The sequence below is a fragment of the Bacteroidales bacterium genome (assembly GCA_035647615.1).
Classification (GTDB): domain Bacteria; phylum Bacteroidota; class Bacteroidia; order Bacteroidales; family 4484-276; genus SABY01.
This window is the reverse complement of record DASRND010000031.1, coordinates 39,982-61,736: the sequence shown is the minus strand read 5'-3', so window position 1 is coordinate 61,736 and position 21,755 is coordinate 39,982. Positions and strand designations below refer to the sequence as shown.

Here is a 21,755-nt window from a genome sequence, read left to right as displayed (position 1 = left end):
CGTTGCTTTTTGTTGTAACTTCCACTTTTACCAAAACAAACTTTACTACGAAAACGATAGAAATATTACAACAGTGGGGACTTGGCGACGGAAATCGTCCGCTGATCATCGCCGGGCCATGCAGTGCCGAAACGCCGGAGCAGATGCTCGAAACCGCCACCGGCATCAGTGCCGGAGGCATTGGCGTGTTTCGTGCCGGCCTCTGGAAACCCCGCACACGCCCCGGCGCATTTGAAGGCGTGGGCAACAAAGGAATCGGGATGATGCAGCAGGTGCAGTCGGTTGCTGGAATGAAAGTGGCTACCGAAGTTGCCAACGCAGCACATGCCGAGGCAGCGCTTCAAGCTGGTTTTGATGTGGTGTGGATTGGTGCTCGAACAACAGCCAACCCTTTCGCCGTGCAGGAAATAGCCCATGTGCTGCAAGGAACCGACATTCCCGTTTTTGTAAAAAACCCTTTGAATCCCGATGTAGAATTATGGATAGGAGCCATCGAACGATTGCTCGAATCTAACATCCGTAAAGTGGGCGCCATCCACCGCGGCTTCTCGCTTTACGAAAAAAATATTTTCCGCAACCCGCCTATGTGGCAAATACCCATCGAGCTGCGCCGCCGTATGCCGCAAATACCCATGCTTTGCGACCCCAGTCACATAGCAGGCAAACGTGAATTATTGCAACAAGTAGCGCAAAAAGCGATGGATCTCAACTTCGACGGGCTGATGATAGAAACCCACTGCAATCCTGCGGCAGCGCTCAGCGATCCGCAGCAGCAGATCACACCACAGGCACTCCACCAGTTGCTGCAAAATCTGGTGATCCGCCACCTCGAAGCCGATGATGCCGACAACAATACCCTCGAAGAACTCCGCAGCCAGATATCCTGCCTCGACAACGAGATGCTCACACTGCTGCACAAACGCATAACGCTGGTGAAAGCCATCGGAAATTATAAGAAAAAGCACAACATCACCATCCTGCAACCACAACGCTGGGACGAGATCATCACCACCGGGCTGCAAACTGGCCAGCAGATGGGACTCAGCGAGGCATTTATCAACAGCCTGTTCAAAGCCATCCACGAAGAATCCATCTCCACCCAAACCCGCGTGATGAACGAGCCGGAGGAGGCTGGGGAAAGCTAGCCGCGCAACCAGTCGAGGGTTAGACGGGTAGCTCCCTCCCGGCTTTCGACGTATTGCCGGGCGATTTGGGCAGCAGCTTCGCGCTGCGGTTCATCGCTTAATAGCGGCAAGGCACTGGCGAGAAACTCCTTTTCATCACCAAACGAAAAAGCACCACCTTGTGCGATCAGCTCCACTGCTTCGCGAAACTTCTGGTAGTTGGGGCCAAAGAGTACCGGCAGTCCGAAAGTTGCTGCCTCCAGAATGTTGTGGATGCCCACGCCAAAGCCACCGCCGATATAGGCGACGTTGGCATACTGATATAAATGAGAAAGGATTCCGATGTTGTCGATGACCAGCACGTGTGCTTCGGCTAGATTTTGGTCGGTGGCTTGCGAAAAGCGAACCGTCTCGTGGGGCAATAATTCTACCAGTCGCTGGATACGCGCTTCGTGAACTTCGTGGGGAGCTATGATGAATTTAAGATTTGGAATATTTTTCTCGATCAGCAGCCGCACCATAGTTTCGTCAGGCGGCCAGGTGCTGCCGGCAATAAAAACCTGATGCCCTGCGGCAAATTGCTCCACCAGCGGAAATGATTTTTTTTGACGAGCCACTTCAGCTACTCTGTCGAAACGGGTGTCGCCACTCACAGTAACCTGCGTAATGCCGGCTTTTGCCAACAGATCGGCGGATTGCTGATCCTGAACAAAAAAGTGGTCGAACCTTTTCAGCGCTGCCAGTTGCCATCGGCCATACCAACGAAAGAACCGCTGCCCAGGACGGAAAATCGACGAAACGCCCACCACCGGCACGCCCGTCGTGTGGAGCTGGCGCAGATAATTGAACCAATATTCGTATTTAACAAAGAAAACGATGTGCGGCTTTACCAGCGCCACAAACCGCCGCGCATTGCGTGTGGTGTCGGCGGGAAGATAAAAGATGTAATCAGCACCAGCGTAATTTTTGCGCACTTCATAACCCGAAGGCGAAAAAAAGGTGATAAGAATGCGATGATCGGGATATTGTAATCTGTAAGCCTCAAGCACCGGGCGTCCCTGCTCGAACTCGCCCAACGAGGCGCAATGAAACCACGCCAGCGGACGGTCGTGAGAAATTTTTTGTTGTAAATCATCAAAAATATGGCGTCGTCCGGCCACCCATAGTTTCGCCTTGGGATTCCACAAAGCTGCCAGCCGTATCAGCAGGACGTACACTTGAATAAGGATATTGTACAAAAAGGTCATCGGTATGCTGCCTTTGAGGGAGTGAATTAATAATAATAAAAGTCCTGCGGCATGCGCTTGTTGAAGGGGATGATCCATCCGATTTTCGGCCCGTAAAGCATTTCGAAGCGATTCTTATCATCGCGGCGCATGAGGTCGAAGTTCATCGAACGGCGGTTTTGCGTCCAGGCCTGCACCACCTCTACCCCGGCAAAAAAGTTGGCCAGCCGACTTTCGCCATGATATACATAGCCAACAAACTGCACCGTACTAAAGCCATTGGTGTAGCGGTCGTAACCTTTTTTGTAATCGCCTTTGAGCGGTGAAGCAGCTTTGTTGGTAACCTGGATATTGATTTTGTGTTGCAGATAACCGGCACCCACCATCAGCAGCAAACCGGAGTTAGGATTTGAACCAAATACCGGGATTATCTTACCAACACGAAACGTACTGTAAAAGCCACGTTCGAAAAAGGAAACTTCAGCATAATGCCCCTGGTCATCAATGACAAAGCCATCGGTGTTGATAAGATTATTGATAAGTGAATCCTCGCGTAGGGCATTGCCAAAGATAAAGTTGATGTCGGCATTGAAAATCCAGTTGGAGGCAGTTTTGTGAAAGAAACCAGGCCCGATTGTACCCGAAGAGCCAAAGCGGTCGGCAAGGTCACCACCGGGCCATTGCCACGAAAAAGAGGGATAGATGCTCCACATGGCATCGGCTTTAGCTTCGGTGCCTTTGCGTTCTGTGTTTTGGGATTGCGCAACGAGCAACAGCGGCATCAGCGCTATGGTCAGGCAAAAGAGTAGTGGCAGCTTTATTTTCATTACAAAAAAACGCAAAGATACACGAATGATTATTGGGTAAGTGAAGGAATGTTTCTTTTGACAGAACTTCAGGATGGTTTTATGAAATTCCAAAATTCAAGAAAACATCCGCCAATAGTCGGAGTAAACAATCATAAATAAATTCCGATTTAAAAAATCAAGAAAACAAATCGTCTTCTGTGGACTGCAATCTGTGAACTGCCAAGTTTTTTCTCACCACTCAACACGCATCAATTCTCTACTTAACTACTTGACTTTTTTTGATGCCAACTTGCTAACCCTTTATTAAATCCTACCTTTGCGCTCCATAAAAAGCAACATCAAATTACCTAAATAGAAATCGCGGATGAACGAAATAAGAATGGTTGACCTGAAGGGTCAGTACGACAAAATAAAAACCGAAATCGACAGTGCCATCCAACAGGTGATCGACACCACGGCTTTCATCAACGGGCCGGCGGTGCAAGAGTTCCAGAAGGCGCTCGAAAAATATCTTGGTGTAGAACACGTAATTCCGTGTGGCAACGGTACCGACGCTTTGCAGGTAGCAATGATGGGACTTCACATGCAGCCAGGCGACGAGGTGATCACCACTTCATTTACTTTCATCGCCACCGCCGAGGTTATCGCGCTGCTTGGCCTGACTCCTGTATTGGTGGACGTTGATCCCGACACTTTTAACATCGATCCGGACGCCATCCGCAAAGCCATCACACCCAAAACAAAAGCAATTGTTCCGGTGCATCTTTTTGGGCAGTCTGCCGACATGGAGGCTATTATGAAAATTGCCGAAGAACACAATTTATATGTGGTCGAAGATGCCTGTCAGGCCATTGGCGCAGAATTTACTTTTAGCGACGGCACAATCCGCCAGGCCGGCACCATTGGTGATGCATCCGGAATGTCGTTTTTCCCATCGAAAAATCTGGGCTGCTACGGCGACGGCGGCGCCATTTTTACCAACGACGACGCGCTGGCAAAGCAACTTCGCTCGGTGGTAAACCATGGTATGGTGGTGCGCTATCACCACGACTATATTGGTGTAAACTCACGCCTGGACAGCATTCAGGCAGCAGTGCTCAAAATAAAGTTAGCCCGTCTGGACGAATACATCACAGCCCGCCAGAAAGCTGCCGCCTTTTACAACAAGGCCTTTGCCAATCATCCCAAACTGAAAACTCCCGTTACAGCACCTTTCACTACGCACGTGTATCATCAATACACTTTGGTTACTAAAGATTTGGATCGTGATGAGCTGCAGAAATTCCTGGCTTCCAAAAACGTTCCGGCCATGATTTATTATCCTGTGCCGATGCACATGCAGAAAGCCTATCAGGATCCACGCTACAAAGAAGGCGATTTCCCGGTAACGGAGCATCTTTCCAAACATGTAATCTCGCTGCCCATGCACACTGAACTCGACGAGGAACAACTGAAATACATCACCGACGCCGTGCTGGAATTTGCCAACAGATAATCATTATGACAGAAAAAAAAGGATATTTCGCCCATCCCACGGCAGTGATCGACGAAGGATGTGAAATTGGTTCAGGAACCAAAATCTGGCATTTTTCGCATGTGATGAGCAACTGCCGGATAGGTGAAAACTGCAACATCGGTCAGAATGTGGTGATTTCGTCCGAGGTGGTGCTGGGTAATAATGTAAAGGTGCAAAACAACGTCTCGATTTATACCGGCGTAACCTGCGAGGACGACGTTTTCCTGGGGCCTTCGATGGTTTTTACCAACATAACCAACCCGCGCAGCGCCGTCGTGCGCCGTGGCAGCTATGAACGCACCGTGGTGAAACGCGGAGCTACTATCGGCGCCAACGCCACCATCGTTTGCGGTCACGACATCGGCGGGTTTGCCTTTATCGGCGCCGGAACGGTTATTACCAAAACGGTGGCTCCTTATGCGCTGGTGGTGGGAAATCCGGGGCGTCAGATCGGCTGGATGAGCGAGTGCGGTCACCGTTTGCATTTCGACGAAAACGGAATGGCTATCTGCCCGGAAAGCAAGGAACAATACGAAATCAAAGATGATTGCGTATCAAAAATTTAAAAAAACTCAGTTAATTAATAAAACCATTCCCATCCTGATTAATCATGGATGATCTTTTTGAGGAGATAAACAACATGACACTTTACGACAAAATTTTAAAAAAGGAAGCGAAAATATCGCTGATAGGTCTGGGCTACGTTGGGCTGCCCATCGCTTTGGCATTTGCGCGCAAAACCTCCGTCATCGGTTTCGATATCAAACCCGAGCGCATCGAAATGATGAAAAACAAAATAGACCCCAGCCAGGAACTTGAGGCGAAAGATTTCGAGAATTGCGACATATTCTTTACGGCAAATCCCGAAGATTTGCGCAAAGCTGATTTCCATATCGTGGCGGTTCCTACACCCATCGACGACAGCAATATGCCCGACCTCAGACCGCTTATGGCCGCCACCCGCACCGTTGGCAAAATTCTTAAAAAAGGCGACTACGTCGTGTACGAATCCACGGTGTATCCCGGCGCTACCGAAGAAGAGTGCATCCCACTTCTTGAAGAGCTTTCGGGGCTAAAATGTATGGTGGATTTTAAAGTAGGATTTTCGCCCGAACGCATCAATCCCGGCGACAAGGTACACACGCTACAAACCATTATCAAAGTGGTTTCGGGTTGTGATGAAGAATCACTCGACGTGATCGCCAAAACCTACGAGTTGGTTGTAACGGCGGGCGTGCACCGTGCCGCTTCCATCAAGGTGGCCGAAGCTGCCAAGATTATCGAGAACACCCAGCGCGACGTGAACATTGCCCTGATGAACGAACTATCGATTATCTTCAACCGCATGGGCATCAACACCTACGACGTGCTGGAAGCCGCCGGAACAAAGTGGAACTTTCTGAAGTTTTTCCCGGGACTGGTAGGCGGACATTGCATCGGCGTCGACCCGTATTATTTGGCATACAAAGCCAAGAAACTCAAATATCATCCACAGATCATCAACTCCGGACGCTTCGTAAACGATTCGATGGGGTATTATGTAGCCAGGCGACTGGTAAAAAAACTTATCGTGGCACATAAAAATATTGCCGATTCCAAAGTTCTGGTGATGGGCGTAACTTTTAAGGAAAACGTAAGCGACATCCGCAACTCACGTGTGCCCGACATTATCAGCGAACTTCGCTCCTACAGCGTAAAAGTTGACGTGGTAGATCCCTATGCCGTAAGCGATGAGGTGAATCGTGAATATGGTTTCGAACTCAAAGAGAAAAATGGCACAAAGTACGACGCTGTTGTCGTTGCTGTAAATCACGACCAATATGTCTGTTTGGACGAAGCTTTTTTTAAAAACATCAGCAGCGAAAAAGGAATTCTTTTCGACATAAAAGGTATTTATCGCAACAAGATAAAAGAGCTTACCTATTGGAGTTTATAATTTATTAATGTTTTGAAATTTTTGTGTGGTAATGAAAGAACAAATACTGGTAACAGGCGGCACGGGCTACATTGGCTCGCACACTGTGGTAGAGCTGCAGCAACAAGGCTATGAGGTGGTAATCGTTGATAATCTCTCCAACTCGCGCATCGAAGTGGTGGATCAGATTGCTGCCATCACCGGCAAACGACCAGCTTTTGTGCAGCTCGATCTTACTGACGGTGACGGTGTGTGTTCATTTTTCGACAGCCACCCTGAGGTAAAGGCGGTGATACATTTTGCAGCTTCCAAAGCGGTGGGCGAATCGGTGGAGAAACCGCTGATGTATTATCACAACAATCTTTTTTCGTTGGTTCATTTGCTGGATCAAATGCAGCATCATGCGGTGCAGCATCTGGTTTTCTCATCGTCGTGTACAGTTTACGGCCAGCCGGAACAGTTGCCTGTAAAAGAATCGGCGCCAATACAAAAGGCTATGTCGCCTTACGGCAATACCAAGCAAATTTCGGAAGAGATCATTGGCGAGCAGTCACTGGTGTCGCCGCTGCACGCGATACTCCTACGATATTTCAATCCAATTGGCGCCCACGCTTCCGCAAAAATCGGCGAGTTGCCGCTGGGTGTTCCCAACAATCTGGTGCCCTACATTACGCAAACGGCCATCGGCCTGCGCCCGGGACTCAAAGTTTTTGGCGACGACTACCCCACCCCCGATGGCACGCCCATCCGCGATTATATCCACGTAAGTGACCTGGCAAAAGCACATGTGGCGTCACTGCAGCGGATGCTGAAGAACAAGCAAAAAGAAAATGTCGAAATTTTTAATATCGGAACGGGCACCGGCTATTCAGTGCTAGAGGTGATCGGAAGTTTTGAACGCGTTTCAAATCAAAAACTCAACTATAAAGTTGTGGGACGCCGTGCAGGCGACATCACTTCTGTTTGGGCCGACACGCAACTGGCCAACGAAGTGCTGGGATGGAAAGCGGAAAAAAATCTCGACGAGATGATGCTTTCGGCCTGGAGGTGGGAATTGGCGTTGGCCGAACAAAAAAAGAATAAATGAGACCAGTCTAAAAAATCTCAAAACCCCTAAATCCCCTAAAGGGGACTTTCCCAAACTACTGATTTTCAGTACTTCTCTCTTTAGGGTCCGGGGTAAAAAGGGCTGAAAATTAGTAGTTTGGGGGGTTAGACTAAACTCATAAATCAGATAATAATTAAAACACTTTAGCAATGACACATCCTATTAAAAACATCATGATTACCGGTGGTGCCGGTTTTATTGGTTCGCATCTGGTGCGGCTTTTCGTAAATAAATATCCGGATTATCACATCGTAAATGTTGATAAACTCACCTATGCCGGCAACCTTGAAAACTTGACGGATGTGGAGAAAAAGCCAAATTACACTTTCGTAAAAGCCGACATCACTGATGCCGAAAAGATGCAGTCGCTTTTTGAAAAATATAGTATTGATGCGGTAATCCACCTGGCCGCCGAGTCGCACGTGGACAGGTCGATCAGCAGCCCGATGGAGTTTATTTATACCAACATCGTGGGCACCGCCAACCTGCTGAATGCAGCGCGCCATTACTGGAAAGATAATTTTGAAGGACGGCTTTTCTTCCACGTTTCCACGGATGAAGTTTACGGCTCATTAGGCGACACAGGTTTTTTTACGGAAGAGACTTCCTACGATCCCAAAAGCCCCTACTCTGCTTCAAAGGCCAGCAGCGACCATCTGGTGCGCGCATACAATCACACTTTTGGGCTGCCGGTTAAAATCTCCAACTGTTCCAACAATTACGGCGGAAATCAATTCCCGGAGAAATTAATTCCGCTTTTTATTAATAATATCCGTCACAACAAACCGCTGCCGGTTTATGGTAAGGGTTTAAATGTGCGCGACTGGCTGTGGGTAGAAGACCATGCCGACGCCATCGATCATATCTTTCATCGTGGCAAAGTGGGCGAAACCTACAACATTGGTGGGCACAACGAATGGACGAACATTGATCTGATAAAACTGATGTGCAAGCTGCTCGACGAAAAACTAAACCGCACTCCGGGCACTTCCGAAAAACTGATCACTTACGTGAAAGATCGCGCCGGCCATGACTTGCGCTACGCCATCGACTCAGCAAAACTGCAAAACGAGCTTGGATGGAAACCTTCGTTGCAATTTGAGGAAGGGCTTTCGAAAACCATCGACTGGTATCTCGAAAACAGCGAATGGATGGCACGGATCACTTCGGGCGACTACCAAAATTATTATCAGCAGCAGTATGAGGAGAGGTAAAAATCTTAAATAGTTAAAGAGAGAAAAATAAAAATGAAAGCAACCGAAACTAAAGTAGAGGATTTTTTATCATCCAATAAAACACAGTTCATCATTCCTGTCTACCAACGAAATTACGATTGGTCAACAGGACAATGTAAACAGCTCCTTGATGATATTCTTGAGGTTGGAACGGAAAAGATGAATACTCACTTTATCGGGAGCATAGTCTTTATTCATGATGACGTCTATACTGCTTCAAGGATTAAAGAGCTGACAGTAATTGATGGACAACAGAGATTAACAACATTAACGCTCATTTACCTGGTTCTGCATCGACTTGCAAAAGAATTAAAAGACGAAGGACTCGAAAACGAGATTAGCGAAACCTATTTGATAAACAAGTTTGCTCCAGAAGAGGAGAAGCTAAAATTAAGGCCAGCAGAAAACAATGATAAGGCATTAAAGTATCTATTAAGAGGTGACGATAAAGAAGATTTCACAGACTTCTCGAAACTTATTGACAATTTCAATTATTTTAAAGGGCGAATCACTGAAGAAAATTATCAATTTGTATTGAAAGGTCTTTCAAAATTGATGTTTGTAGAAGTCTCACTTGAGCGTGGAAAAGACAATCCACAAAGAATTTTTGAAAGCCTTAACTCAACGGGATTAGAATTATCACAAGCTGACCTAATCCGTAATTATATTCTCATGGGGCTAAAGCCCAAAGAACAAAACATAATTTATCAAAACTACTGGGAAGTCATTGAAAAACTCGCAAAAGATGAAACTCTAAACGTTAGCCGTGTTTCTGATTATATTCGAGACTATTTGACATTGATAAACAAGAATATTCCAAATAAGGGAAAGGTTTATTTTGAGTTTAAAGCCAATTATCCAACATCATCAGTTGATGAACTTGAAAACAATCTCACAGGAATTAAAGGATTAGTAAGACACTACAACAAACTCATTAATCCGAAAAATGAAACGGATAAAGAAATTAGGTTGCAATTACAGTACATTAATCGTCTTGAAATTAATGTTGCATTTCCGTTCTTAATGAAAGTTTATGATGATTACATTTCATCAATAATTGACAAAGAGACTTTTTTAAAAGTCCTTAATTTAGTGCAGGCATTTACTTGGAGAAGGTTCATTCTTGGCTTACCGACCAATGCATTAAATAAGATTTTTATGAGCCTCTATGATAAAGTAGAGAAAGAAAATTATTTGTATTCTATTCAAAAGTCTTTACTTCAAAGAACAGGCATACAGAGGTTTCCCAAAAACGGTGAAGTCATTGATGCACTAAAAGTCAAAGACGTTTACAACATAAAATCCAAGAATAGAATTTACTTTCTCGAAAGACTTGAAAATTTCGAAAATATTGAGAGAGTCTCCATTGAAGGTAATCCGGACATTACGATTGAACATATCTTTCCTCAAAACCCTGACCCAAAATGGAAGATGGAATTGGGTATTGAAGATTATAATTTCATCAAGGAAAATTACCTCAACACTATTGGCAATCTGACTTTATCAGGCAACAATGGGAAACTCGGCAATAAGGCGTTTAAAGACAAAAGGGATTTAGACGGAGCAGGGTATAAAGAAAGTCGCTTGTGGATGAATAAAAACCTTTCGGGTCTTGACAAGTGGGATAAAACAGAAATTGAAAATAGATTTGATCTGTTGTCTAAAAGATTTCTGAAAATATGGGAATATCCTCAAATTGAGATTGAAACAAATGAAGATAACGGAGAGCTGAACATATTTGAAGCAGATGACCCAAAATATAAAAAGTTAGAATATGCGATTTTCTTTGACCAAAAAATTCAAGTAAATCAAGTTACAAAACTGTACGTGGAAATTTTTAAGCAACTTTTTGGGCTTCAACCTGAAACATTCTTCACAACAGAATTAGGGGAAAGAATATGTTTAACTAAGACCCCAACTGAAAAAGGGCTTAGGCAAGCAGTTCCAATCAATGACACGTATTTCATCGAAACAAATATTGATAATCAAGGAAAATTCGACAGGATTAAACAAGCTCTTACAATTTTTGATTTTGAAGACGAGCTGACCATTAAATATGCTGAGAATTAAAAACAAAAAACGTTCAAAATTGGCTTAAACAAGAGGACGATAAGTGCTATTCTTAAGGTATCAGCAGTGCTAGTATTGTCTGGAAGAAGACAAAGATTGTTTTCGTCACCTCTTTTACCGTAATCATTCCTACTATTTTCACGGCCTGATTCGATGCAGCCCTATGGGATACTCTTCGGAGATCGCGCTTAAGATTTTTTCATAATCCTTTTGCTGGTTTACAAAATCGAGGTCGTTGGTGTCGATGACCAAAATGCGCATGTTGGTTTTTTGTCGGATAAAATCCAGATAACTTTCCTGAATCATTTCAAGATATTCCCGTTTCATATCCTGCTCATAGCTGCGCCCGCGATGCCGGATATTGTGCATCAGGTTGTCGATGTTCAGATAAAGATAAACCAGCAGGTCGGGCTTGGGCAGCGACTCACTGATGATCTCAAACAACTTTTTGTACAAACCGAAAGTGTCTTCCGGAAGGTTTTTGCGGGCAAAGATGAACGACTTATCGATGAGATAATCTGACACCGTGAAGCTCTTGAAGAGATCGCGGGCGGCGAGGCTGCGCTTGAGTTGCTCGTAGCGCTCGGCCAGAAACGAAAGCTCCAGCGGAAACGCATATTTATCAGGCTCGCGGTAAAACTTGGGCAGAAACGAATTTTCCTCGAACTGTTCCAGGATCAGCTTGGCGTTGTAATCGTTGGCAATGCGGGTGGCCAGCGAGGTTTTGCCGGCGCCGATGTTGCCTTCGATGGAGATGAAATTGTAGCGTGTAAGGGTCATTGTATCAATCAAAAATATTCTTCAATTCTTTAATTTTTTCTACTTTAGAATAGTCTTCACAAAACATTAGCATATGCAAAACAGACTTACCCGAAATGGGATGTTTGTAATCCATATCCAGCTCCATCATTGGCGCAAGCACAAACCGACGTCCGTGAATGCGCGGATGCGGCAGGATAAGTACCGGCGATTCCATTATCAACTGGTCGTAAAATAAAATATCGATGTCGATGATGCGCGAGTTGTAGCCCGGCTTGTCATTCCTAACCCGCCCGATTGATTTTTCTATCTCCAGCAGAATGTTTAACAATGCATGTGGTTCGTGAGGTGTTTGCAGCAGGAGCGCCAGATTATAAAAATCTTTTTCGGCATTAAAACCCCAGGGCTGCGACTGGTACAACGACGACATTTTACTGATGATGCCAGCCTGCTGCGCAATTGCTCTTATCGCTTTTATGATATTTTGCTCCCTGTTCCCCTGATTGCTGCCCAGCAGTAAATAACTTTCGTGCATCATAACCTGTACAAATTAGAAGATTCAAAAATAGGGTTCTTTTCCGAAAGAAATTCGCATATTTGTAGCCTCACCTAAAATTATATGTTATGAAAGAATTTTTCAAATTTATGTTTGCCTCAATGCTGGGGTTTTTGATCATGTCAGTGATCATGTTTTTCGTTTTTCTGGGAATGATCTCCGGCCTGACGGCTATGATGCAATCGCAGGAAACAAAGGTAGCTGAAAACAGCCTTTTGCACATCGAGTTCGACGCAGCGTTGATCGACCGTACCTCGAACAACCCTTTTTCTAGTTTCAATTTCGGAGCGATGGATTTTAGTAAATCCATTGGTCTTAACGACATCCTCAAAAATCTGGATAAAGCCTCCCGCGATTCCAACATCAAAGGAATTTATCTCGACCTCACCAGCATGCAAGCTGGCATGGCCACCGTGGAAGAGGTGCGTAATGCACTTCTGGAATTTAAGAAGTCAGGGAAATTTATCCTGGCCTACAGCGAGGGATATTCGCAAAGCTCATATTATCTGGCCAGCACCGCCGACACCATTTATCTTAATCCCGAAGGTGGTGTGGATTTTAGAGGGCTATATTCCGAAGCAATGTTTTTTAAAGGAACACTCGAAAAGCTCGATGCCGAGATGCAGATCATCCGCCACGGGAAATATAAAAGTGCTGTAGAGCCTTTTTTGCTGGAGAAGATGAGCGACGAAAGCCGCGAACAAATGAAGGCAATCCTTGATGCGGTTTGGACACGCATATCGGGCGGCATATCCGATTCACGCAGCCTGCCGGTAGAGCAACTCAATGATATAGCCGAAAATTATCGCCTTCGTACCGCCAAAGATGCATTGGAATATCATTTTGTAGATGCGCTGGTGTACAAAGATGAGGTACTAAACATCCTCAAAGGCCGATTGGGATTGAAAGATGACGACGATATCAAAACGGTGTCGCTTGCCAAATATAGTGACGCTGCCGATCCTGATAGTCCGAAAATCGATCGTAAAAACCGCGTTGCTGTAATTTATGCCATCGGAGAGATCAACAGCGGCAATGGCGACGACTTGACCATCGGATCAGAACGCATCAGCAAAGCCATCCGCCTCGCACGAAAAGACGATAAAGTAAAAGCCATTGTGATGCGTGTAAATTCTCCGGGCGGCAGTGCGTTGGCTTCCGACGTCATCTGGCGTGAAGTGAAACTTGCTGCAGCGGAAAAACCTTTTGTCGTCTCCATGGGCAATGTGGCTGCTTCGGGCGGATATTATATCTCCTGTGCAGCCGACAAAATCTACGCCGACGCTACCACCATCACCGGATCCATTGGCGTGCTGGGGATGGTTCCTAACCTGCAAAATACCATGCGCAACAAACTGGGCATCACCTTCGACTACGTGAAAACACACGAAAACGCCGATATGATGACGCCCATGCGTCCGCTCACACCGTTTCAGCATGATGTGATTTTAGAATCCATCGAAGACATCTATTCCACCTTTGTACAGCATGTGGCCGATGGCCGCGGCATGACCTGGGAGGCTGTGGATGAAATCGGTCAGGGACGCGTATGGTCGGGCAGCGATGCTTTGCGCATTGGATTGGTGGATGAGATTGGCGGCATGGAAGAAGCTATCAACGAAGCCATTTCGCTCGCAGGATTAGAAACATGGTCGATAAAAGAATATCCCGAGCAGAAAGACCCGTTCCAGCAAATTATCGACGAGCTGACAGGCAGCACCCGGATTGATGCAAAAATTAAAAGTGAGCTTGGCGATAATTACCGTCTCTATCAATACATGAAATATTGGCAAAACACTACCGGCGCACAGATGCGCATGCCATTCGATGTTTACATCAATTAAAACAGAAATCCATTACGCTGTAGCGTAATAAAAAAACCCACCGCCGATTGACGTGTGGGTTTTTTTATGGGCTAAAGCCCACTGAAATATTGCAGCCTTTTATCCCCTGCCTTAAGTCCGGGGTTAGTTAGGAAAGCCTCTCTTTATAGTCCTTTGCTGGTTATTTCCTAAGCTCTGCGCCGGTTTTTTGCTTTAATGCATCGGCAATGCGGTTCATCGTTTTGTCGATGATTTTATCGGTAAGGGTGCGACGCTCGTCCTGCAAAGCAAAACTCATGGCGTACGATTTTTTGCCTTTAGGGATTTTCTCACCTTCGTACACGTCGAAAAGGCCGACGTGCTGCAATATGCTTCTTTCGGTATTCAAAGCTATTTTTCTTAATTCTGCAAAAGTCACATTTTCGTCAACCAGCAGCGCCAGGTCGCGGCGTACCTCCGGGAATTTTGGCACTGGCTGGTATTTAATCTGATGATTTTTCAGCATTGTCAAAACAAGTTCCCAATCGAAATCAGCATAAAAAACAGGCTGCCGGATATCGAAGTGCTGCAAAATGGAGCGTTTGATTATTCCAAATTCCACCACACTTCTTCCGTTGGATTCAAGTTGAAGTCCTGTTTCAAAATAAGTGGCTTTAGCTGGCGAAGTTGTCAAATTTTCCACTGAAATATTCAGCTGACGCAGGATGCCCTCTACATACGAACGAAGCAGATAAACGTCAACCGGCTGCTGCGATGCATGCCAGTTTTCGGGATACAACTGTCCGGTAATAAAGAGTGCCAAATGCTGTTGCTCATTGTATTTTTTGGTTACATTCTTACTTTGATCTTCAGGATTTTGCAAATAAATCTTTCCAAACTCATAAAATTTCAGGTCATGATTTTTATGATTAAGATTATAAAGAATGCTTTCCAATCCTGAAAGCAGCAAGGTTTGTCGCATCACACCCAGGTCGTTGCTCAGGGGATTATTGATTTTTACTGCGCTGGCTTCCTGCACGAAATCAAACCGCGAGATGTATGCCGCACGCGTGAGCGAGTTGTTAATAATCTCTCTGAAGCCATTGTCGCTCAAAAAATCGCCCGTCAACTCCTGAATATGTTCCCTGTCGGGCTGAGGCACCGACGAGAGAGAAACCCGCAACTGATCAGGAAAAGGAATGTTATTGTAGCCATAAATACGCAACACCTCCTCCACTATGTCGGCTTCGCGCGTAACCTCCGATCTGTAGGTGGGCACTTCTACCGTAAAGCCTTCGTCGTCATGGCTGATGATTTCCATTTCGAGAAACGTCAGGATGTCGCGGATACTTTCGTGGTCGATGCTGATGCCAATGAGGCGATTGATATTTTTATAGGTCATTGGAATTTGCAAAGGCTCCACCGGCTCGGGGTAAAAATCTTTAACCTGCGACGACACTTCGCCGCCGGCCAGCGCTTTCACCAGCATAGCAGCCCGGCGCAAAACGCATAGCGTTGCATTGGGATCGACACCCCGCTCGAAGCGGAAAGAAGAATCGGTGTTCATCGCATGCAGCCGCGCCGTTTTGCGGATGGTTTTCGGATCGAAAAAGGCGCTTTCGATAAAGATATTTCGCGTTTGCTCCGTCACTCCCGAATCGAGGCCGCCATAAATCCCTGCCATGCACATGCCTCCGTTGGCATCACAAATCATTAGATCATTTCCCGACAAGGTGCGTTCCACCTCGTCGAGCGTAGTGAACCTGATTCCTTCCGGGAGTTTTTTCACGATGACCTTCTTGCCGGCAATTTTATCAGCATCAAAAAAATGTGTCGGATGGCCGGTTTCGTAAAGCACAAAATTGCTGATGTCCACCAGATTGTTGATGGGTCGCAGCCCAATGGCGAGCAGATAATTCTTAAGCCAGTCGGGCGAAGGCTGCACCTTAACGTTGGTCATGGTAACGCCAGAATAGCGCGGACATGCCTCGGGATCATCAATCTGGATTTCGATATTTAAATTTTCATTCTCCACCTTAAAACTATCGGTGCAGGCGATGAAAAGTTGTTTCGGGTCTTCGTGCGGATGCATAAAGTTGAGCGCTGCAATCAGATCGCGCGCCACACCCACGTGCCCCATTGCGTCATTTCGGTTTGGCGTGAGGCCAATCTCAAAAACATAATCGTCGGTGATGTTGAAATATTCCTTTGCCAGTGTGCCAACCTCTGCCTCCGGGGGAAGCACCATAATCCCTTCGTGCGACTCACCTATCCCCAGCTCATCTTCGGCACAAATCATCCCTTCGGAAACTTCTCCTCTGATCTTTGCTTTTTTTATCTCAAACGATTTCCCGTCGCTGGTGGGCAATGTGGTGCCGGTGGTGGCCACGAGCACTTTCTGACCGGCCTGCACATTGGGCGCTCCACAAACTATTGGCAGCAAGCGCTCACCACCGACATTCACGGTGGTTACACTTAGTTTATCGGCATCGGGATGTTTGTGGCAGGTCATCACCTCGCCGATAACTACACCAGCCAACCCGCCAGGAATGGTTTCTATTTTTTCAAAACCCTCCACTTCCAGTCCGGTGTCGGTTAAAATTTCGGCTATCTCCTCCGGTGCCAGATCGACATCTACATGCTCCTTCAGCCAGTTATAAGAAATCTTCATACAATTTTAGCGATTAGTAATAAAAGGTGCAAAAGTAATAAAATGGGCTGGTACTTTTGAATTTCGATAGATTTAAGCAGGGCGCGTGGCGCAAGAAAGGAAGAGTGCTGCTGGTGAACTATCTTCCCTGCTGCCGACTGGGAACTGAAGACCGGGAACTGAAGACTGAAGACTGAGGACTGAGGACTGAGGACTGAGGACTGGATTTCCGGCTCAACTAATGCGGCTCCAGTCGTGTCGATGTTTCTGTAATTGAAAAAGCTGTGTGGAAAGGATGGCGTTTTCAGCTTTTTGCAGTTGTGGGTCATCAGTGAGAATTTCGGTGGCCAGGTCGCGGGCGTAGCGCAATATTTTTTCGTCTTTGATAAGATCAGCAATTTTAAGCTCGAGAACACCGCTTTGCCGCGTGCCATGCATATCGCCGGGGCCACGCAGCCGCATGTCAACTTCGGCAATCTCAAAGCCGTTGTTGGTATCCACCATGGTTTTCAAACGCAGCTTGCCTTCTTTGGAAAGTTTGTAGCCACTCATCAGAATGCAGAATGACTGATCGGCGCCGCGCCCCACCCTGCCACGCAACTGGTGAAGCTGTGAAAGCCCAAACCGTTCGGCATTTTCTATCACCATCACCGAAGCGTTGGGCACATCCACGCCTACTTCTATCACAGTAGTAGCCACCATTATCTGCGTTTCGCCACACACGAAGCGTTGCATCTCATAATCTTTGTCGGCGGGTTTCATCTGGCCATGTAGAATACTCACTGCATATTCCGGCAACGGAAAAGAACGGGTAATGCTGTCATAGCCGTCCATCAAATCTTTCAAATCGAGTGTTTCCGATTCATGTATCAACGGATAGACCACATAAATCTGAAGCCCTTCAGCAATTTGCTGCCGCATAAAGTTGAAAAGCTGCGCCCGTTTGTTATCAAAATAATGCACCGTCTTAACGGGCTTTCTTCCCGGCGGCAGCTCATCTATTACCGAAGTGTCGAGGTCGCCATACACAGTCATGGCCAGCGTGCGTGGTATGGGCGTGGCCGTCATCACCAGCACGTGCGGAGCAATGTCATTTTTTTTCCAAAGCCGTGCGCGCTGCTCCACACCAAAGCGATGCTGCTCGTCGATGACCACCAGCCCCAGGTTATGAAACACCACTGTATCTTCTATCAAAGCATGCGTCCCGACAAGGATATTAAGCTGACCAGATTCGAGATTTTCATGAATCACTTTGCGGGCAGCAGTCTTAACGGAACCTGTGAGCAGTTTTACTTCCAACGGTAAATCTTTAAGAAAGCGCTGCAAGGTAGCAAGATGCTGCTGCGCCAATATTTCAGTAGGCGCCATCAGTGCGCACTGAAAACCATTGTCGATGGCGATAAGCATGCACATCAGCGCCACCAGCGTTTTGCCGCTGCCCACATCTCCCTGTAAAAGACGATTCATCTGGCGGCCCGTTCCCATATCGGCACGTATCTCACGGATGACGCGCTTTTGTGCGTCGGTAAGCTCGAAAGGAAGATAGTGATGAAAAAAGTTGTTAAAATGATCGCCCACCACCTTAAAGGAATGTCCTCGGGTGAAATGGGAGCGCATGAATTTCTGCCGTAGCAAAAGCAACTGAATATAAAACAGCTCCTCAAATTTCAGCCGTGCGATGGACCTGTCGAGAATTTTTTGATCAGATGGATGATGGATGTTTATCAAAGCATCGTGGCCGGAAATCAGGCGCAGACGATCGATGATGGTTTTGGGTAATGTTTCGGGCATTGGCTCAGCGATCATCGACACCAATGTGCGCGTCAGGCGCGCCAGCCCGCGACTGTCGAGGCCACGCTGACGAAGCTTTTCACCAGAGTTGTACACCGGCTGCAATGTGGCTCCCGGCCCGGCTTCCAAATCGATTACAGCTTCTATTTCGGGATGCGCCAACTGCCACTGCCCGTTAAAGAGCGTAGGTTTTCCAAAGGCAACATATTCCAGATTGGGTTTTATTTTTTCTTTCACCCACCTAACGCCCTGAAACCAAACCAACCCGACACTTCCGCTACTATCTGTAAACACCCCGGTAAGACGGCGGGCACGGCCTGTTCCTGTTTCCCTGAGCTGACTGATGCGCCCCTTTATCTGAATCCACACTTCCTCGCTGTCAATGTCGCTGATCAGCAGGAATTGGCTCCGGTCTATGTATCTAAATGGAAAATAATGAAGCAGTTGCTCGAAGGTGTGGATGTCAAGCTCTTTGCGGAGTAATTCAGCACGCACAGGCCCGACGCCTTTGAGGAATTCGATTGGTGTAGAAAAAAAATCGCCTGCCATGCCGCTTATTAATAAGGTGCAAATTTAAACCAAAAACTCCTCACCGCAAAGGGCAAGGAGTTTCGTAAAGATTTATCAAAATTTAGCGAAAGCTACCAGAGTAGCCACATTGAGCTTAATACACCCAAAGTTCGCTTTCAAAGTCGCGGATGTCTTCCTTAATACGCTCGGCTTCGAGCAGTGCATCAACACCTTTGGCATATTCCTGAATTTCGCGATTGTAGACGTTATCTTCTTTAACGATATAGCTGCCAAAGCGGCGAGAGAGCAACATCTCGTCGTAGGTGAGGCGGCTGGCACTGTTTCGGCGGTTGAACACTTCAAAACGAGCCAGCAGCGGGCGAATGTCGGGATAGTAAAGCCAGAAGAGGTTTTCGTATCCCGCAAAGGTTCCATCTTCCAATTGCGCCGGCCGCATAGGGCAGATACCCAGAATGCGTATCTGCATTTCGGAGCGCTGCTTATCAAAAATCCAATCTTCTTTAACCAAAAACCGTGTTACCGATTTTGGTTCGAAATCCCTCGCAACTCGCTCGTTGATAAAATTGCCAGGATCGTTGGGATCGGGTACAGGAACAGTAATGGTATCGGCAAGTGTGGCTTCCATCTGGCTGGCTGTCATTGGTATCAACTCCTCAAAGTTGTCGGTTGCCAATGTGTATTCATAGGCCGTAATTTCGCCACCAAGTAGGGCATCGTACAATATCTGCATCAGGCTGCGCCAACGTCCTTGTGGAATTTCAGGAAAATAAAGCGGCTGATTGATTTTCTCTTTCAGATCAATCACACGCCAAACACGTTTTTCCCAAAACACATCCGATTCGCGCAGATAGGGATAAGCGATAGGCTGATGGTCGTCGATATGTACACGCTCATAGGCCTTGTCGCGGATGTTGCCGACCAGTTGTACCTGATTGGCAGGTTGCGCTTTGGCCAGGCTCATGGCTGCCAAAAACAGTATGAGAAGTGAAATTTTCAAAACGCTGTTGTTCATATCTTTGAATTTTAAATTTTTAATTTATCGTTAAGTTGATCGGGTTCAAATGCCGATCAGTACCGTCAGGTCCACGTGCAATGATTTTTTCGAAAGTGATGCGCTGGCCTGTTCGGGTATTGTCGATGTATTGCAACATCTTATCTGAAAATTTGGCTCCGGTAACGGTTTCTCTCATTACCGTTTCGCCACGTGTGTAAACCATATCAAAGGATACAACACGAAAGCTAAGATCGAAGTCGAAATCTTCGGGCATGTTGGCTACGATAGTAGGCGAATATTTAAGCGCTGTTTTGCTAATGTTGCCTTCGGTTTGGTTGGCAATTTTGGCAATGGGATCAGGTACTTTTTTAAGCCGGAAGATCGTTTCGCCCATTTTCTTGGTTTTCCCGTTTTCCTGCATAAATACACTGATGGTTGCCTGACTCTTTCCTTGCGTTGGCGCCTTGGCAACGTGTACAATCCAGCTGTCGCCTGAAGGACTACGTTTCAACGTTCCAAAGCTAATCTCGGCACGGGTTTGATCAATCGGGACGCCTGGCACAGAGATCTCAACAGGATTATCGACACCAATATAAAACACATTCATCTTGGAAGCCGAAATGGTAGTGGCAGGGCGACCCACTGTAAACTCATTATTAAAATGATAATTCTGAACTTCGCCGGTACCACTTTTCAACCTGATGACGCCAGCATATCTTTGAAGCCCCTCGCTGTTAGCTGGCAATGAAATATTCACTATGCCATCTTTGCCTTCAACGACACGTGCAGAAGCCAACTGGCTAAGAGGCAATGAATCGACACCAAGCTTTAGGAAAACTTCCGGATCCTGGGTGGTACTGTAGCCAGCTACAATTACCTCAGCTTTGTAAGAATCACCGATAAAAACATAGTCTTTTTGCGGCAGCACTTTGGCGTCAACCCTGTCATATTTAAAGTCTTTGGCATCAACCGCGTCAAACAGAAACTTCACAATATCAAATTCGGCATTGTAAATTTCGGAGATAATCTTGTTGAGGATAGCCACATCAGCGGCAAGAATAGTATGGTAAAAATTATACTGTATCCAATTGAGCGGCTTACTATTAGCATCTTCGTATTCACCATCTGTTTTCAGCCCCAGCTTTACCATTGTTTGTTCTTCGGGGCTGAGCAAATCAAGCATGTTTTGTCGGTAACTGTCGATTTTACTTTTCAGCTCACTGCCATATCCTTTGCTACCATCCTCGCTACCACCCAAAAAAAAGTTGGTAGGTGTGTCATAATCGTCTTTGTTCAGAACTTTTGACAGCTTCACCACTTTTGCAGAATCTATCGATATTTTCTCAGTACGGGAAATGAGGTCGTATTTCATATCCTGGACATACGCAATCATTTCGTTCGACATCTGCTTAGCTTGCTGCGCCTTATCCAAAAAAGGTTTCACCTTCACCGGGTCATTCGAATGCTTTTTATTGAAAGCTATGTATGTATCTTCAATTTTGCTGGTGAAGTTCTCGTTGGTAAGCTCTACACTTTCGTTTACTACCAGAAAAGCGTCAAGCATTTCTTTCGACACATTCAAGGCGAGAAGCGCCGTGAGTACCAGGTACATCATGGCGATCATCTGTTGCCTCGGTGTTTCTTTATATTCAGCCATTTGTAAAGTACA

The 21,755-nt window shown here is 46.3% G+C and carries 16 protein-coding genes; 8 read left to right on the top strand and 8 right to left on the bottom strand.

Annotation, left to right across the window (positions count from 1 at the left end; all coding sequences use genetic code 11):
• Positions 1 to 56 precede the first annotated feature (56 nt).
• The gene (locus VFC92_09895; protein HZK08502.1) at positions 57 to 1,145 is read left to right on the top strand and encodes a bifunctional 3-deoxy-7-phosphoheptulonate synthase/chorismate mutase type II; all 1,089 of its coding nucleotides are present in this window, start codon (positions 57 to 59) and stop codon (positions 1,143 to 1,145) included.
• Here the strand turns inward: VFC92_09895 and VFC92_09890 are convergent.
• The gene (locus tag VFC92_09890; protein HZK08501.1) at positions 1,142 to 2,449 is read right to left on the bottom strand and encodes a glycosyltransferase N-terminal domain-containing protein; all 1,308 of its coding nucleotides are present in this window, start codon (positions 2,447 to 2,449) and stop codon (positions 1,142 to 1,144) included. The genes VFC92_09895 and VFC92_09890 overlap by 4 nt on opposite strands.
• The gene (locus tag VFC92_09885; protein HZK08500.1) at positions 2,398 to 3,177 is read right to left on the bottom strand and encodes a hypothetical protein; all 780 of its coding nucleotides are present in this window, start codon (positions 3,175 to 3,177) and stop codon (positions 2,398 to 2,400) included. The genes VFC92_09890 and VFC92_09885 overlap by 52 nt, the downstream gene beginning before the upstream one ends.
• 346 nt (positions 3,178 to 3,523) lie before the next feature.
• Here VFC92_09885 and VFC92_09880 point away from each other — a divergent pair, with 346 nt between their 5' ends.
• The 6 genes from VFC92_09880 to VFC92_09855 all read left to right on the top strand — a co-directional run bounded on the left by VFC92_09880 (position 3,524) and on the right by VFC92_09855 (position 11,003).
• A complete protein-coding gene (locus tag VFC92_09880; protein ID HZK08499.1) occupies positions 3,524 to 4,654 on the top strand; it encodes a DegT/DnrJ/EryC1/StrS family aminotransferase in 1,131 nt (376 codons plus the stop codon).
• A gap of 5 nt (positions 4,655 to 4,659) precedes the next feature.
• Positions 4,660 to 5,241 (top strand): acyltransferase, encoded by a 582-nt coding sequence (locus tag VFC92_09875; GenBank protein ID HZK08498.1) that lies wholly within the window; start codon positions 4,660 to 4,662, stop codon positions 5,239 to 5,241.
• Between the two features lie 44 nt (positions 5,242 to 5,285).
• A complete protein-coding gene (locus tag VFC92_09870) occupies positions 5,286 to 6,611 on the top strand; it encodes a nucleotide sugar dehydrogenase (GenBank protein HZK08497.1) in 1,326 nt (441 codons plus the stop codon).
• 31 nt (positions 6,612 to 6,642) lie between these two features.
• A complete protein-coding gene (galE, locus tag VFC92_09865) occupies positions 6,643 to 7,677 on the top strand; it encodes a UDP-glucose 4-epimerase GalE (protein HZK08496.1) in 1,035 nt (344 codons plus the stop codon).
• A gap of 170 nt (positions 7,678 to 7,847) precedes the next feature.
• Positions 7,848 to 8,912, top strand: coding sequence for a dTDP-glucose 4,6-dehydratase (gene rfbB / locus VFC92_09860; GenBank protein ID HZK08495.1), 1,065 nt, complete (start codon positions 7,848 to 7,850; stop codon positions 8,910 to 8,912).
• A 33-nt stretch (positions 8,913 to 8,945) separates the two neighbouring features.
• Complete coding sequence (locus VFC92_09855; protein ID HZK08494.1) at positions 8,946 to 11,003, top strand: DUF262 domain-containing protein; 2,058 nt, start codon at positions 8,946 to 8,948, stop codon at positions 11,001 to 11,003.
• Between the two features lie 138 nt (positions 11,004 to 11,141).
• Here VFC92_09855 and VFC92_09850 read toward each other — a convergent pair whose 3' ends face one another.
• Positions 11,142 to 11,795 (bottom strand): deoxynucleoside kinase, encoded by a 654-nt coding sequence (locus VFC92_09850; GenBank protein ID HZK08493.1) that lies wholly within the window; start codon positions 11,793 to 11,795, stop codon positions 11,142 to 11,144.
• On the bottom strand, positions 11,788 to 12,300 hold the full coding sequence (gene folK / locus VFC92_09845) for a 2-amino-4-hydroxy-6-hydroxymethyldihydropteridine diphosphokinase (protein HZK08492.1): 513 nt from the start codon (positions 12,298 to 12,300) through the stop codon (positions 11,788 to 11,790). The genes VFC92_09850 and folK overlap by 8 nt, the downstream gene beginning before the upstream one ends.
• An 86-nt stretch (positions 12,301 to 12,386) precedes the next feature.
• On the opposite strand from folK, the gene sppA reads away from it, so the two are divergent.
• Positions 12,387 to 14,162: a signal peptide peptidase SppA gene (gene sppA / locus VFC92_09840; GenBank protein HZK08491.1), complete on the top strand. Its 1,776-nt coding sequence runs from the start codon at positions 12,387 to 12,389 to the stop codon at positions 14,160 to 14,162.
• Positions 14,163 to 14,322: 160 nt separating this feature from the next.
• Here the strand turns inward: sppA and pheT are convergent, their stop codons facing one another.
• The 4 genes from pheT to gldM all read right to left on the bottom strand — a co-directional run bounded on the left by pheT (position 14,323) and on the right by gldM (position 21,743).
• Positions 14,323 to 16,791, bottom strand: coding sequence for a phenylalanine--tRNA ligase subunit beta (gene pheT, locus VFC92_09835; GenBank protein HZK08490.1), 2,469 nt, complete (start codon positions 16,789 to 16,791; stop codon positions 14,323 to 14,325).
• A gap of 213 nt (positions 16,792 to 17,004) precedes the next feature.
• A complete protein-coding gene (gene recG, locus VFC92_09830; protein ID HZK08489.1) occupies positions 17,005 to 19,110 on the bottom strand; it encodes an ATP-dependent DNA helicase RecG in 2,106 nt (701 codons plus the stop codon).
• A 115-nt stretch (positions 19,111 to 19,225) separates the two neighbouring features.
• On the bottom strand, positions 19,226 to 20,104 hold the full coding sequence (gene gldN / locus VFC92_09825) for a gliding motility protein GldN (GenBank protein HZK08488.1): 879 nt from the start codon (positions 20,102 to 20,104) through the stop codon (positions 19,226 to 19,228).
• A 19-nt stretch (positions 20,105 to 20,123) separates the two neighbouring features.
• Positions 20,124 to 21,743, bottom strand: a complete 1,620-nt coding sequence (gene gldM / locus VFC92_09820) for a gliding motility protein GldM (protein ID HZK08487.1) — start codon at positions 21,741 to 21,743, stop codon at positions 20,124 to 20,126.
• Positions 21,744 to 21,755: the final 12 nt, after the last annotated feature.

Coding starts and splice junctions, on each gene's coding strand:
- VFC92_09890 (HZK08501.1), bottom strand. CDS start 2,449: ATGGATCATCCCCTTCAACAAGCGCATGCCGCAGGACTTTTATTATTA.
- VFC92_09885 (HZK08500.1), bottom strand. CDS start 3,177: ATGAAAATAAAGCTGCCACTACTCTTTTGCCTGACCATAGCGCTGATG.
- VFC92_09880 (HZK08499.1), top strand. CDS start 3,524: ATGAACGAAATAAGAATGGTTGACCTGAAGGGTCAGTACGACAAAATA.
- VFC92_09875 (HZK08498.1), top strand. CDS start 4,660: ATGACAGAAAAAAAAGGATATTTCGCCCATCCCACGGCAGTGATCGAC.
- VFC92_09870 (HZK08497.1), top strand. CDS start 5,286: ATGGATGATCTTTTTGAGGAGATAAACAACATGACACTTTACGACAAA.
- galE (HZK08496.1), top strand. CDS start 6,643: ATGAAAGAACAAATACTGGTAACAGGCGGCACGGGCTACATTGGCTCG.
- rfbB (HZK08495.1), top strand. CDS start 7,848: ATGACACATCCTATTAAAAACATCATGATTACCGGTGGTGCCGGTTTT.
- VFC92_09855 (HZK08494.1), top strand. CDS start 8,946: ATGAAAGCAACCGAAACTAAAGTAGAGGATTTTTTATCATCCAATAAA.
- folK (HZK08492.1), bottom strand. CDS start 12,300: ATGATGCACGAAAGTTATTTACTGCTGGGCAGCAATCAGGGGAACAGG.
- sppA (HZK08491.1), top strand. CDS start 12,387: ATGAAAGAATTTTTCAAATTTATGTTTGCCTCAATGCTGGGGTTTTTG.
- pheT (HZK08490.1), bottom strand. CDS start 16,791: ATGAAGATTTCTTATAACTGGCTGAAGGAGCATGTAGATGTCGATCTG.
- recG (HZK08489.1), bottom strand. CDS start 19,110: ATGGCAGGCGATTTTTTTTCTACACCAATCGAATTCCTCAAAGGCGTC.
- gldN (HZK08488.1), bottom strand. CDS start 20,104: ATGAACAACAGCGTTTTGAAAATTTCACTTCTCATACTGTTTTTGGCA.
- gldM (HZK08487.1), bottom strand. CDS start 21,743: ATGGCTGAATATAAAGAAACACCGAGGCAACAGATGATCGCCATGATG.